General features: G+C 65.3%; 12 protein-coding genes. 11 read left to right on the top strand and 1 reads right to left on the bottom strand.

What is annotated here, in order from left to right; translation table 11 throughout:
• Nucleotides 1-10: 10 nt before the first annotated feature.
• The 6 genes from QFZ46_RS05450 (at nt 11) to QFZ46_RS05425 (ending at nt 5,990) form a co-directional block, all read left to right on the top strand.
• Nucleotides 11-376 (top strand): VOC family protein, encoded by a 366-nt coding sequence (locus QFZ46_RS05450; protein WP_307359125.1) that lies wholly within the window; start codon nt 11-13, stop codon nt 374-376.
• A 78-nt stretch (nt 377-454) separates the two neighbouring features.
• A complete protein-coding gene (locus tag QFZ46_RS05445; RefSeq protein WP_307364503.1) occupies nt 455-1,177 on the top strand; it encodes a GntR family transcriptional regulator in 723 nt (240 codons plus the stop codon).
• Nucleotides 1,174-2,691, top strand: a complete 1,518-nt coding sequence (locus QFZ46_RS05440; RefSeq protein ID WP_307359123.1) for an MmgE/PrpD family protein — start codon at nt 1,174-1,176, stop codon at nt 2,689-2,691. Before QFZ46_RS05445 ends, QFZ46_RS05440 begins: the two co-directional genes overlap by 4 nt.
• Entirely contained in the window at nt 2,691-3,593 is a 903-nt protein-coding gene (prpB, locus tag QFZ46_RS05435) for a methylisocitrate lyase (RefSeq protein WP_307359120.1), read from the top strand. Before QFZ46_RS05440 ends, prpB begins: the two co-directional genes overlap by 1 nt.
• Nucleotides 3,594-3,596: 3 nt before the next feature.
• Entirely contained in the window at nt 3,597-4,787 is a 1,191-nt protein-coding gene (locus tag QFZ46_RS05430) for a bifunctional 2-methylcitrate synthase/citrate synthase (RefSeq protein WP_307359119.1), read from the top strand.
• A gap of 18 nt (nt 4,788-4,805) precedes the next feature.
• A complete protein-coding gene (locus QFZ46_RS05425) occupies nt 4,806-5,990 on the top strand; it encodes a thiolase family protein (RefSeq protein ID WP_307359117.1) in 1,185 nt (394 codons plus the stop codon).
• 9 nt (nt 5,991-5,999) lie between these two features.
• Here the strand turns inward: QFZ46_RS05425 and QFZ46_RS05420 are convergent, their stop codons facing one another.
• On the bottom strand, nt 6,000-7,031 hold the full coding sequence (locus QFZ46_RS05420; RefSeq protein WP_373457667.1) for a LacI family DNA-binding transcriptional regulator: 1,032 nt from the start codon (nt 7,029-7,031) through the stop codon (nt 6,000-6,002).
• A 255-nt stretch (nt 7,032-7,286) separates the two neighbouring features.
• On the opposite strand from QFZ46_RS05420, the gene QFZ46_RS05415 reads away from it, so the two are divergent.
• The 5 genes from QFZ46_RS05415 to QFZ46_RS05395 all read left to right on the top strand — a co-directional run bounded on the left by QFZ46_RS05415 (nt 7,287) and on the right by QFZ46_RS05395 (nt 13,189).
• A complete protein-coding gene (locus tag QFZ46_RS05415; protein WP_307359113.1) occupies nt 7,287-8,642 on the top strand; it encodes an ABC transporter substrate-binding protein in 1,356 nt (451 codons plus the stop codon).
• A gap of 82 nt (nt 8,643-8,724) precedes the next feature.
• The gene (locus QFZ46_RS05410) at nt 8,725-9,666 is read left to right on the top strand and encodes a carbohydrate ABC transporter permease (protein ID WP_307359111.1); all 942 of its coding nucleotides are present in this window, start codon (nt 8,725-8,727) and stop codon (nt 9,664-9,666) included.
• Nucleotides 9,663-10,544 (top strand): carbohydrate ABC transporter permease, encoded by an 882-nt coding sequence (locus tag QFZ46_RS05405; RefSeq protein WP_307359109.1) that lies wholly within the window; start codon nt 9,663-9,665, stop codon nt 10,542-10,544. Before QFZ46_RS05410 ends, QFZ46_RS05405 begins: the two co-directional genes overlap by 4 nt.
• A gap of 9 nt (nt 10,545-10,553) precedes the next feature.
• The gene (arfA, locus tag QFZ46_RS05400; protein ID WP_307359107.1) at nt 10,554-12,065 is read left to right on the top strand and encodes an arabinosylfuranosidase ArfA; all 1,512 of its coding nucleotides are present in this window, start codon (nt 10,554-10,556) and stop codon (nt 12,063-12,065) included.
• Nucleotides 12,066-12,154: 89 nt separating this feature from the next.
• Nucleotides 12,155-13,189 carry a helix-turn-helix domain-containing protein gene (locus tag QFZ46_RS05395; RefSeq protein WP_307359105.1) on the top strand — a complete coding sequence of 345 codons (1,035 nt, stop codon included), beginning with the start codon at nt 12,155-12,157 and terminating at the stop codon, nt 13,187-13,189.
• Nucleotides 13,190-13,256: the final 67 nt, after the last annotated feature.

Below are 13,256 nucleotides of genomic sequence, written 5' to 3'. Positions count from 1 at the left end.
GGATCCCGAAATGGCACACGGAGACATCACGCACATCGACATTCCGGTCGGCGACATGGAGCGGGCGAAGGCCTTCTACTCCGGGCTGTTCGGCTGGGAGATCGCGGAGGTCCCCGGGTTCGAGGACTATCCGATGTGGCAGGCGCCGAACAAGATCAGCGGGGGAGGGCTCGCGCCGCGCAGCGCGGACTTCTCGCAGCCGCGCTCGTACGTGGAGGTCGATTCGATCGACGACACCGTGGCGGCGGCTGTGGAAGCGGGGGCGACGCTCGCGATGGGGAAGCAGCAGATCAGCGAGACGAGTTGGTGGGCGGTGATCACCGATCCCGATGGCAACGCGATCGGGCTGTACGAAGGCGTGACCGACGCCGGCTGAGCTGCTCGCCGTTTGAATCGAGCGCCGGGAGCGCCGGCACCGCGTCTGTATACGTTGCGCGGGTGCTGAGTGACGGAAATGCCCGCTGCGGTGATTTATGTATACACTAATGCCGTGAGCACCGCAGTCGAGCGAACCAGAGCCAGCGATCGCGCTTATGCGACGCTGCTGGAGGAAATCCAGTCCGGCGCCCTCGCCCCGGGAACTGTTCTGGCGGAGGTCGAGCAGGCGGCGAGGCTCGGCGTGAGTCGCACTCCGCTGCGCGAGGCGCTGCAGCAGCTCAGCGCCGACGGCCTGGTCGAACAGCAGTCTCCGCGGGTCACGGTCGTGACCGACATCGATGCCGACGACATCCGCTCGCTTTTCGAGATCCGACGCGCGCTCGAGGAATCGGCGGCGCGCCTCGCCGCCGTACGCGGTGATGCGGCGCTGTTCGCCGGGCTCGCTGCAGAGTTCGCGGATGCTGGAGCATCTCTCGACGCCGCCACAGGACGAGCGGACTACTACGCGCTCATCGCCCGCTTCGACGCCGCCGTCGATGCCGCCGTCGACAACGACTACATCGCTGCGGCCCTGCGCACCGTGCGAACCCACCTGGTGCGCGTGCGCCGATTGTCGCGCGACAATCCTGCGCGGCTCGCCGCATCGGTCGCCGAGCACCGGCTCATCGCAGAAGCGCTCGCCGAGCGCGACGGCGACCTCGCGGCCCACGCCACGCACGTGCATCTGCGCAATGCGCTCACAAGCATCCTCGACAGCATCCAGAACCCCGACATCACTCAGAACAGAGGACAGTCATGACCGTCAACCACCACGTCCGTGTCTACAAGAGCGAAGAAGATCTGCCCCGAGAGCAGCAGCTCGCCTGGAAGATCGCAGAGGTCGCGACTGATGCCGTCGAGGTCGAGCAGGACGTCGTCGACATGGTCATCAACCGCATCATCGACAATGCGTCCGTCGCTGCGGCATCCCTCACCCGGGGCCCGATCATCGCGGCCCGTGACCAGGCGTTCAGCCACCCGGCCTCGACCGGTGGCAACGGCGCGAACGTGTTCGGTGCGCCGCTCGAGCGACGCACCAGCCCGGAGTGGGCCGCATGGGCGAACGGTGTCGCCGTGCGCGAACTCGACTACCACGACACGTTCCTCGCCGCCGAGTACTCGCACCCCGGCGACAACATCCCGCCGATCCTCGCCGTCGCGCAGCACGTCGGCGCCGACGGGCGTGCGCTCGTGCGCGGCATCGCGACCGGCTACGAGATCCAGGTCGACCTGGTGAAGGCGATCTGCCTGCACAAGCACAAGATCGACCACGTCGCTCACCTCGGTCCCTCGGCCGCTGCCGGGATCGGCACGCTTCTCGGCCTCGACGCCGAGACGATCTACCAGGCCGTCAGTCAGGCTCTGCACACCACGACCGCCACTCGGCAGAGCCGGAAGGGCGAGATCTCGACGTGGAAGGCGCACGCGCCCGCATTCGCCGGGAAGATGGCGGTCGAAGCCGTCGACCGGGCCATGCGCGGCCAGACCAGCCCGTCGCCCATCTACGAAGGCGAGGACGGCGTGATCGCCTGGATGCTGGACGGGCCGGATGCTTCGTACGAAGTGCCGCTGCCTGCCGCAGGTGAGGCCAAGCGGGCGATCCTCGACACGTATACGAAGGAGCATTCCGCGGAGTATCAGGCGCAGGCGTGGATCGACCTGGCGCGAAAGCTGCACAATGAAGGCGTCGACACCTCGAAGATCGAGTCCGTGGTACTCCACACGAGCCACCACACGCACTGCGTGATCGGCTCGGGCGCAGGCGACCCGCAGAAGTACGACCCGACCGCGTCGCGCGAGACGCTCGACCACTCGATCCCCTACATCTTCACCGTCGCGCTGCAGGATGGCAGCTGGCACCACGTCGACTCGTACACGCCCGAACGGGCCGGTCGGTCCGACACGATCGAGCTGTGGAACAAGGTCACCACTCTCGAGGATGCGGAGTGGACGCGCCGCTACCACTCGAACGACATCAGCGAGAAGGCGTTCGGCGGTCGCGTCGAGATCGCACTCGCCGACGGCACGAAGATCATCGACGAGATCGCCGTCGCCGACGCCCACCCACTCGGCGCGCGGCCGTTCGCCCGCGAGAACTACATCGCCAAGTTCCGCCTGCTGGCCGGGCCGGTGCTGGATGAGGCCGAGATCGAGCGATTCCTCTCGCTGGTGCAGCGCCTGCCTGAGCTGACGGCGGCGGAGGTCGCAGAGCTCTCGATAATCGCGAAGCCCGGTGTCGTGGCATCCGATCCGACCACCAAGGGGCTGTTCTGATGCTGTACTCCACCATCACGCCCGCTGAGAAGCGGCGACTGTTCCGGGAGCGCCTCGCGACGGGCGAGCTGCTGCGGTTCCCCGGCGCTTTCAATCCGCTGAGTGCCCGGCTCATCGAGCAGAAGGGGTTCGAGGGCGTCTACATCTCCGGGGCCGTGCTCTCCGCCGACCTCGGCCTGCCCGACATCGGGCTGACGACGCTCACGGAGGTCGCCGGGCGCGGCCAGCAGATCGCGCGGATGACCGAACTGCCCGCGATCATCGATGCCGACACCGGATTCGGAGAGCCGATGAACGTCGCTCGCACGATCCAGACCCTCGAGGATGCCGGCCTCGCCGGAGCCCACATCGAAGACCAGATCAACCCGAAGCGGTGCGGTCACCTCGACGGCAAGGCAGTGGTCGACGAGCAGACCGCGATCAAGCGCATCCGTGCCGCCGCCGACGCGCGCCGTGACGAGAACTTCCTCATCATGGCGCGCACCGACATCGCCGCTGTCGATGGGCTGGAGGCTGCGAAGGACCGCGCCAAGGCGTTGGTGGATGCCGGTGCCGATGCTGTCTTCCCCGAGGCGATGCGGTCGCTGGAGGAGTTCGCGGCGATCAGGGATGCCGTCGACGTGCCGATCCTCGCGAACATGACCGAGTTCGGGAAATCAGACCTCTTCTCCGTCGACCAGCTGCGCGATGTCGGTGTGAACATCGTCATCTGGCCGGTGTCGATGCTGCGCATCGCGATGGGCGCGACGGGCCGCGCACTCGATACGCTGAACGATGAGGGGCATTTGACCTCGAAGCTCGGCGAGATGCAGCACCGCGCCGACCTCTACGACCTCATCGACTACGAGTCGTACAACCACTTCGACTCCGGCGTCTTCAACTTCACCGTTACGAAGGAGTGAGCAGTGGCTGACAACGAGATCAAGAAGGGCCTCGCAGGGGTCATCGCCGACGAGACGGCGGTGAGCAAGGTCAACCCTGAGACGAACAGTCTGCTGTACCGCGGATACCCGGTGCAGGAGCTGGCGGCGACCCAACCGTTCGAGGCGGTGGCCTATCTGCTGTGGCACGGCGAGCTGCCCTCTGCCGCAGAATTGGCGCAGCTGCGTGCGACCGAGCGCGAGCATCGCGCGCTCGCACCAGAGGTGAAGGACGCGATCGACCGTCTGCCGCTGGACTCGCACCCGATGGACGAGGTGCGCACCGCGGTGAGTGTGATCGGCGCCATCGAGACGGCCGGCATCAGCAACGTGCTGGATGCCGTCGGCACCCCTGAGGAGAATCTGCGGCGCAGCCTGCAACTGTTCGCCGCGCTGCCGGCGATCGTCTCGTACGGGCAGCGTCGTCGCCGCGGGCTGGAAGCGGTCGAGTCGCGAGATGACCTCGACTATGCGGCGAACTTCCTGTGGCTGACGTTCGGCGAGGAGCCGGGTGCTGTGGTCGTCGATGCGTTCAACCGCTCGATGATCCTGTACGCGGAGCACTCGTTCAACGCGTCGACGTTCACGGCTCGTGTCATCACCTCGACGCTGAGCGACCTGTACTCCGCCGTCGTCGGCGCGATCGGTGCGCTGAAGGGCCCGCTGCACGGCGGGGCGAACGAAGCGGTGATGCACATCTTCGACGAGATCGGTTCGGCTGATCAGGTTGAAGGTTGGCTGGACACCGCGCTCGCCGAGAAGCGCAAGATCATGGGCTTCGGCCATCGCGTGTACAAGCGCGGCGACTCGCGTGTTCCGACCATGAAGGCGGCGCTCGACTCGCTGGTCGCGCACTACGACCGTCCGGACGTGGCAAAGCTCTACGAGACGCTCGAGAGCGAGTTCGTCTCACGCAAGGGCATCTACCCCAATCTCGACTATCCGTCCGGACCGGCGTACAACCTGATCGGCTACGACACCCTCACGTTCACCCCGTTGTTCGTCGCGTCGCGCATCACCGGCTGGACCGCGCACATCCTCGAGCAGCAGGCCTCCAACGCGTTGATCCGACCGCTGTCGGCGTACAACGGACCGGATGAGCGGCATATCGAGGAGTACGAGCCGGACACGGCGGCCGTCGAGGTGCAGGAGCGACCGGAGGAAGCGGCCGGCTGATCCGCCGGCAGAGGAATCATGACTGAGCGCAACGAAGCGGTTCTGGTCGACGTCGTCCGCACCCCGGTGGGGCGAGGCAAACCCGGCGGTGCTCTGAGCGAGGTGCATCCGGTCGACCTCGCGGCAGGGGTCTTGAAGGCGATTCTCGAACGCAACTCTCTGGAGTCGCGGCAGATCGACGACGTGCTGCTCGGCTGCGTCAGTCAGGTCGGAGAGCAGTCGATGAACATCGCCCGACAGGCGGTTCTGGCTGCGGGATTCGATGAGACGCTCCCGGGCGCGACCATCGACCGCCAGTGCGGATCGAGTCAGCAGGCCGTGCACATCGCCGCACAGGGGATCATGGCCGGCGCTTACGACGCAGTGCTGGTGGGCGGAGTCGAGTCGATGAGCCGTGTGCCGCTCGGCTCCTCCGCCGCAAGCGGATCACCGATGTCGCCGCGACTGCGCGCCCGCTACCCCGACGGCCTGGTGAACCAGGGCGTCTCCGCCGAACTGATCGCGCAGCGCTGGGGCTTCAGCCGTGACGATCTCGACGAGTATGCGGCCGAGTCGCACCGTCGCGCAGCCCAGGCCTGGGCCGATGGCTTCTTCGATGGCACGATCGTCGCCGTCGAGGAGGTGCAGGATGCTCGAACCGATGAAACAGTGCGGGCGGGAACAACGGCAGAGAAGCTCGCCGGGCTCCCACCTGCGTTCCGGACCGATGCCCTGGCGGCACGGTTTCCGGATCTGACGTGGAGCATCACACCGGGCAACTCCTCCCCGCTCACCGATGGTGCGTCTGCAGCCCTGCTGATGAGCGCCGAACGGGCCGAGTCTCTGGGCATCCGCCCACGAGCCCGATTCCACGCCTTCGCCGTCGTGGGGGATGACCCGATGATGATGCTCACCGGTCCGATTCCCGCCACGCGCCGGATCCTGGATCGCACCGGACTCACCATCGGCGAACTCGATGCCTACGAGGTCAACGAGGCCTTCGCCTCCGTCCCGCTCGCCTGGGCTGCGGAGTTGGGGGCGGATGCCGCGAAGCTGAACCCGCGCGGCGGGGCGATCGCTCTCGGTCACGCGCTCGGCTCCTCCGGCACGCGGCTGCTCGGCACGCTCGTCGATCACCTCGAAGCGACCGGTGGTCGCTACGGGCTGCAGACGATGTGCGAAGGCGGCGGCATGGCCAACGCGATGATCCTCGAGCGGCTCTGAACGCGCGCCCTAGCGCCCGTTGCCGGAGAATCCGGTGGACTCGCGTCGGATGATGCGGAAGTCCGGTTTCACAGTGCGCGGAGGCCTGCGAGGTCCTTTCTCCGCGATGCGCTCGATCAGCAGGTCGACCGCCGTGGCGGCGATCTGCTCGCTTCCGACATCCACACTCGACATCGACGGGACCGAGAAGCGCGCCTCGTCGATGTTGTCGAAGCCGATGACGGCGACATCGCCCGGGACGCTCAGGCCCGCTTCGCCGAGTGCCCTCAGCGCGCCGAGCCCCAACGTGTCGTTGAGGGCGAAGACGGCGTCGAACGGAATCTTCTCGTCGATCAGCTGACGGGTGGTCGAGGCTCCGGCGGAGTGGCTCCAGTGGGCGCTCGGGCGGATCAGCGTTCGGTCGCTATCGATGCCGGCGCCCTCGAGAGCCTGGAGGTAACCGTCCAGGCGCAAGCTCGCTGAGCTGACTTCATCGCCCCGGTCGGATTCGGCCCCGATGATCGCGATCCTCCGTCGCCCGATGTCGAGGAGATGTTCCACGGCCGCACGTGCAGACGAGGTGTTGTGCATGGCGACATGGTCGGTGGGCCCGTTGAATATCCGCTCACCCAGCAGTACCAGGGGGAAGTCGGTGCTCAACGATTCGGCATCCTTCTGGCCGAGCGCCGACGGGCTGAACATCAAGCCGTCGGTGAGCCGGAGTCGTCCGCCGCTGACGACCTGGAGCTCGCGCTCCCTGTCGCCGCTGGTCTGCTCGACGACCACGCCGAGGCCACGGGCATCCGCTGCTCGGATGATCGCATCGGCGAGTTCGGCGAAGTAGTTCTCGCGGAGTGCGGGGACTGCGAGGCCGATGACTCCCGTGCGACCGGAGCGGAGACCTCGCGCCGAGAGATTCGGGCGGTAGTCGAGCTCTTCGATCGCAGCCAGGACTCGATCACGGGTGTCGGGGCGGACGTGCGGGTAGTCGTTGATGACGTTCGACACGGTCTTGATCGATACACCGGCGACTCGCGCGACGTCGTGCATCGTCGAACCCATCATGCCCACCCATCGTCGCGACAGCGCGACTGGCCCCGCGCTCCCCACACTCTAGCTTCGCTGCTCTCACCGGTCCGACATGCCCACCGGTGAGCCAGACGGGCAGAGCTTCGCGTAGAGGTATTGACACCGATGTGCACCGCTGCGCTACTCTCTTCACAACGTATGAATACAACGTTGTAAATACGATCGTCTCACGCCACCCGATGACGTGAACGGCACCGACAATGAAGTCCAGCCCTGAAGGGAAACACAGTGAAGAGGAAACCGATTCTCGCTGCGGCGATCACGCTCGTACTCGCCGGCGCACTCGCATCGTGCGCCGATGGCGGTGATGCGAACGAGGGTGGCGGCAGCGAAGCGACGAACTGCACCAACACGATTCCGAAGAAGGACCTGCCCGTCGTCACGATGTGGGCGTGGTATCCGAACATGGAGCTCGTGATCGACAACTTCAACGAGCAGAGCGACGAGGTCCAGGTCTGCTGGACCAACGCAGGCCAGGGCGGCGACGAGTACGACAAGTTCCAGACCGCGATCACCGCGGGAACAGGTGCCCCCGATGTGATCATGATCGAGGCCGACCGCATCCCGACCTTCCAGGTTCAGGAGGCGATCGTCGACATCGCCGAGTTCGGCTATGAAGACGTCAAGGACGACTACAGCGAAGGGGCCTGGAAGGACGTCTCGGTCGGCGAGGGCGTGTACGGAGTGCCCGTCGACGGCGGCCCGATGGGCATGATCTACCGCAAGGACATCTTCGAGCAGTACGGCATCACGCCTCCCACCACGTGGGCCGAGTACGAGGCTGCCGCACAGAAGGTCAAGGATGCCGGCGGCCCATTGTTCGGCGATCTCGGAGCCAACACCCCTGCGGTCATGATGGCGCTGCAGTACCAGAACGGCGCAGAGCCATTCGTCTACGACTCGGCGAGCCCGGAGAACATCGGGATCACGCTGAACGATGACGCATCCAAGGAGGTGCTCGACTACTGGGGCGGCCTCGTGGAGAAGGGTCTGGTCGGAACGCAGGACCAGTTCACGCCCGAGTACATCGCCGGTGTGATCGGCGGCGACTACGCGACGTACATCTCCGCCGCATGGGCACCGGGATATCTCACTGGAGCCGGTGTGGGCGAGGGCGAGGATGCCGGCGTATGGGCGACCGCACCGCTGCCGCAGTGGGACGCAGCGAACCCGACATTCGTGAACTGGGGTGGATCGGCCTTCTCGGTAACGAGCCAGGCCTCCGACCCTGAACTCGCTGCGAAGGCCGCCTTCGGCGTCTACGCGGACGAGGCCTCGCTGACCGACGGCTGGCAGAACCAGGTGATCTTCCCACTGAACCTCAACGCGCTCAATGCGCCGGAGTTCGTCGACTACGAGGTGCCGTTCTTCGGGGGACAGCAGGCGAACAAGGAGGTGTACGTGCCAGCGGCCAACGAGTACACGGGCATGACGTACACGCCGTTCGGAGCCTTCTACTTCGATGCGTTCAACGAGCAGCTGGCATCCGTCAACGACGGGTCGATCACCGGCTCGGAGGCGGCTGATCGTCTGCAGGAGGCGGTCGTCTCGTACGCGGAGGAACAGGGCTTCACGGTCGAGTGACCCGACAGCACGGTGGGCCATCCCGCCCGGCGGGGTGGCCCACCGTGCGTCTTCCCGTTCCTCTCACACTCAGGAGTCACCCATGACAGTTGACACAGCGGCCCAGCCCGATGTAGCCGCCCCACGCCGTCATCACCGACGGCGACGCGTGAACAAGCAGAATCGCGTCGGCTGGGCGTTCGTCGCGCCGTTCGCGATCGTGTTCATCGCGCTGCTCGTCCTGCCGTTGTTCTACGCGCTCTATCTGAGTCTGTTCCAGACCAGACTGATCGGCGGCACGAACTTCGTGCTTTTCGACAACTACATCAAGGCGTTCACCGACGAGAACTTCCTCGACGGCATCTGGTTCGTCATCGCCTTCTCCGCCGTGCTCATCCCGCTGCAGATGATCGTGTCGCTCGGCGTCGCCCTGATCCTCGATGCTGTCGTCACCCGGTTCGCGCGGTTCTCGCGCCTGATGATCTTCTTGCCGTATGCGATCCCCGCCGTGATCGGGGCGCTGATGTGGGGATTCCTCTACAGCAAGAGCTTCGGCCCGATGGCTGAGATCTTCGGTGCGTTCGGAATGGCGGGGCCGGACTTCCTCAGCCGCGAGCTCATCTTCTTCGGACTGCTGAACATCGTCACCTGGCAGTGGGCCGGCTACTACATGATCATCATCTACGCCGCGCTGCAGGGCATCGACCCGACGCTGTACGAGGCCGCGCGCATCGACGGGGCGAGCGGATGGCAGATCAATCTGCGGATCAAGATCCCGCTCATCGCTCCGGCGCTGGTGCTGATCCTGGTGTTCGCACTGATAGGCACGCTGCAGTTCTTCAATGAGCCGCAGATCCTGCGATATCTGGCATCCGGCGCGATACCTTCCGACTTCACTCCGAACATGTACGCGTATCAGCAGGCATTCGCCCTCGCGAACTACAACTACGGCTCGGCGATCTCGTTCGCCCTCGGCGCCGTCGTGTTCGTGTGCGTCTACATCTTCATGTTCATCACTCGAAAGCGCGGGAGCTTCCTCGCATGACCACACTCTCCGCCTCTCGCCGTTCGACGAATCGTCGTAAGCATCTCCCGCTACAGGTGCTCCTCGGTTTCCTGCTGGTCTACTTCCTCGTGCCGTTCTGGTGGGTGATCGTCAACAGCTCGAAGGATGCCGCCGGTCTCTTCGGTGGCACGAGCTCGCTCTGGTTCACCTCGGACATCGACTACTGGGGCAACCTGGTCGACCTGTTCACGTACCAGAACGGCATCTATGCGCGTTGGCTGCTGAACTCTGCGCTCTATGCCTTCGTGGGCGGGATCGGTGCGACGATTCTCGCAGTGACCGCGGGCTACGGCTTCGCGAAGTTCCGCTTCCGCGGCAGGAACTTCAGCTTCGCGGTTCTGCTCGGATCGGTCATGGTCCCGACGACGGCACTCGTGATTCCGACGTTCATCCTGTTCTCCCAGCTCGGTCTGACTAACACGATCTGGGCCGTCATCCTCCCGACGCTGCTGAACCCGTTCGGCGTGTATCTCATGCACATCTACACCCGAGAAGCCGTGCCGGACGAGCTCCTCGATGCGGCACGCGTCGACGGTGCGGGCGAGATGCGCACCTTCCTGCAGGTCTCGTTGCCACTGATGCGCCCCGCGATCGTCACGGTGCTGCTGCTCTCCGTCGTCGCGTCATGGAACAACTACTTCCTGCCGCTGGCGATGCTCTCGGACAACAGGCTCTTCCCCGTCACGGTCGGGATCGGCATGTGGCAGGGCATCGCATCGGCGAACAACGCCGGGGGGACGTCGCTGTGGAGCGTCATCATCCTCGGCTCTCTCGTGTCGGTGATCCCTCTGGTCATCGCATTCCTCACCCTCCAGAAGTACTGGCAGGGCGGCCTCTCCATCGGAAGCCTCAAATAGAAGGTGAAAATGATCAACGCAAGCCTCACCATCGATCCGCACTTCACAGTCGGCGATGTCAACCGACGACTGTTCGGATCCTTCGTGGAGCACCTCGGCCGCTGTGTCTACGGCGGCATCTACGAACCCGGCCACCCCACTGCCGATGCGGATGGATTCCGCACCGATGTGGCAGAGCTCATCCGCGAATTGGGCGTGAGCACCATCCGATACCCGGGCGGCAACTTCGTCTCCGGCTACCGCTGGGAGGACGGCGTAGGACCGCGCGAGGACCGACCGAAGCGCCTGGATCTCGCGTGGCACTCGACCGAGACGAACGAGATCGGCCTGGACGAATTCGCCTCCTGGGCGGCGGGCGTCGACAGCGAACTGATGTACGCAGTGAACCTCGGCACCCGCGGGATCGACGCGGCGCTCGACGTGCTCGAGTATGCGAACATCCCCTCCGGCACCTTCTGGTCCGATCAGCGCATCGCCAACGGGCATCCCCAGCCGCACAACATCCGCATGTGGTGCCTCGGCAACGAGATGGACGGCCCATGGCAGGTCGGGCATTCGACTCCGGAGGAGTACGGCCGCATCGCGGTCAAGACCGCCAGGGCGATGCGCCAGGTCGATCCGGACCTCGAGCTGGTCGTCTGCGGCAGCTCCAGCGCCCACATGCCGACCTTCGGAGAATGGGAGCGCATCGTGCTCGAGGAGACCTACGACGAGGTCGACTTCATCTCCTGCCACGCATACTACGAACCGAAGAACGACGATTTCGCGAGCTTCCTCGCATCCGCCGTCGACATGGATCGCTTCATCGAGGCCGTGGTCGCGACTGCCGATCACGTGAAGGCGCTTCGGAGCAGTGACAAGACCCTGAACATCTCGTTCGACGAGTGGAACGTCTGGTACCAGTCGCGCTACAACGAGGTGGACAAGATCACCGACGTCGCAGACTGGCCGACGGCACCGAGGCTGCTCGAGGATTCCTATTCGGTGATGGATGCCGTCGTCTTCGGCAACCTGATGATCTCGCTGCTCCGGCACGCCGATCGGGTCACTGCGGCGAGTCTCGCGCAGCTCGTGAATGTCATCGCGCCGATCATGACCGAGCCCGGAGGGATCTCGTGGAAGCAGACGACGTTCTTCCCGTTCGCGCTGACCTCTCAGCTCGCACACGGGCGGTCGCTGGAGGTGCGCCTGCAGGCGCCGACCTATGCATCCGACGCGTACGGCGACGTCTCGCTCGTGGATGCCGTCGCAACCCACGACGAGGAGACCGGTGACGCCGCGGTTTTCCTCGTCAACCGCAGTCTCACCGAGGCGGTCACAGTGCAGATCGATGTCAGCAGGCTGGGTGACGTGTCGGTGGTCTCGGCGCAGACGCTGCACGACGACGACATCCATGCGCGCAACACCCTCGAGGACCCCGAGCGCGTCGGACTGAAGGAGAACACGTCTGCGTCGATCGCTGGCGGCATCGTATCCATCACGCTGCCCGCGGTGTCGTGGACAGCGGTGGCGGTTCGATGAGCGCGAGTCCGATCCTCTCCGCACAGCGACCATGATGGTGAGGAGAGCCACTTGCATCTCAAGCCGCTTGAGGTCGCAGAGTGGAGGACATGAACGACACAGAACACACTCTCCATCTCATCGGTGACGTCGCTCGCCGCACAGGCCTGAGCGTCAGCGCTGTCCGTTATTACTCCGACGAAGGTCTCGTAAGGCCCACTGGCGAGACAGACGGTGGGCATCGGCTCTACGATCTGGATGCCATCGCCCGCTTCGAGTTCATCCGTACCCTGCGCGATCTCGACACCGGTCTGGATCAGATTCGTCGCTTCCTCACTGGCGTCGTGTCATTGCGTGATCTCCTGGCCGAGCACCTCGATGTCGTGGAGAACCGCGCGCGAGATCTTCAGGCGAAGAGAGCGGTCCTGCGTGCGCTCGTGCGGAACGAGAGCACCTCCGAGCGCGCGAAGCTCCTGCAGCGTCTCGTGACGATGTCCGACGCCGAGCGGCAGCGGCTGATCGACGACTTCTTGGAGAGCGTCTCCGCCGGCCTTCCGGATGCCGCGGTCGAGAGGATCCGAGACGCGCACCCGCGACTGCCGGAGGACCCATCCGCGGAGCAGCTCGATGCGTGGATCAGCCTCTCGGAGTTGCTGGGCGATGAGAAGTACCGAGAGGAGACACGCGCCTATCTGCGTGAAACCTATGCCACCGAGGTCGGCAGGAAGATGTCGGCGCCAGCCGTGCAGGAGTTCATCAGCTCCGCAGGCGGTGACCTGATGCCGAAGCTCGGTGCGGCTCGCGAGGCGGGACTCACGTCCGATGATCCCCGAGTGGTGCTGCTCGCCGATGAGCTGGTCCGGCAGAGCGCGGCTGCCGGAGGCGTCGTCGCCGACGATGACCTGCGAAAGCGGTTGGCGGACGTTTACAGCCGAGTGGACCAGATCACTTCGGAGGCGTTGCAGCACGACGGGTACCGCGCCACCGAGGCGCGCTACCTCGAACTGGTCGCGATCATCAACGAGCAGCCCAGCCCCGATGCGGAACTCATCCGTGCCGCGGGCTTCACGGGCGCGGATCAGGGGCCGGAACTCCGCCGCTTCGGCCGATGGCTCGCAGAGGCCATCCTCGCCACGATCGGCTGACTGACGCGGTCGATTCAGGGGTACTCGTCTGCTGCGGCCGGACGAGTACCCCTCGGTGTTCACCATG

This window comes from Microbacterium murale (assembly GCF_030815955.1).
In the GTDB taxonomy this organism is placed as follows: domain Bacteria; phylum Actinomycetota; class Actinomycetes; order Actinomycetales; family Microbacteriaceae; genus Microbacterium; species Microbacterium murale_A.
Note: the sequence above shows the minus strand (reverse complement) of the source record. Positions and strands in the feature narration are given on the sequence as shown.

Excerpts from the sequence above, each read along its gene's own strand:
- QFZ46_RS05445 (WP_307364503.1), top strand. The coding sequence starts at position 455 with ATGCCCGCTGCGGTGATTTATGTATACACTAATGCCGTGAGCACCGCA.
- QFZ46_RS05420 (WP_373457667.1), bottom strand. The coding sequence starts at position 7,031 with ATGGGTTCGACGATGCACGACGTCGCGCGAGTCGCCGGTGTATCGATC.
- QFZ46_RS05440 (WP_307359123.1), top strand. The coding sequence starts at position 1,174 with ATGACCGTCAACCACCACGTCCGTGTCTACAAGAGCGAAGAAGATCTG.
- arfA (WP_307359107.1), top strand. The coding sequence starts at position 10,554 with ATGATCAACGCAAGCCTCACCATCGATCCGCACTTCACAGTCGGCGAT.
- QFZ46_RS05425 (WP_307359117.1), top strand. The coding sequence starts at position 4,806 with ATGACTGAGCGCAACGAAGCGGTTCTGGTCGACGTCGTCCGCACCCCG.
- QFZ46_RS05405 (WP_307359109.1), top strand. The coding sequence starts at position 9,663 with ATGACCACACTCTCCGCCTCTCGCCGTTCGACGAATCGTCGTAAGCAT.
- prpB (WP_307359120.1), top strand. The coding sequence starts at position 2,691 with ATGCTGTACTCCACCATCACGCCCGCTGAGAAGCGGCGACTGTTCCGG.
- QFZ46_RS05395 (WP_307359105.1), top strand. The coding sequence starts at position 12,155 with ATGAACGACACAGAACACACTCTCCATCTCATCGGTGACGTCGCTCGC.
- QFZ46_RS05410 (WP_307359111.1), top strand. The coding sequence starts at position 8,725 with ATGACAGTTGACACAGCGGCCCAGCCCGATGTAGCCGCCCCACGCCGT.
- QFZ46_RS05450 (WP_307359125.1), top strand. The coding sequence starts at position 11 with ATGGCACACGGAGACATCACGCACATCGACATTCCGGTCGGCGACATG.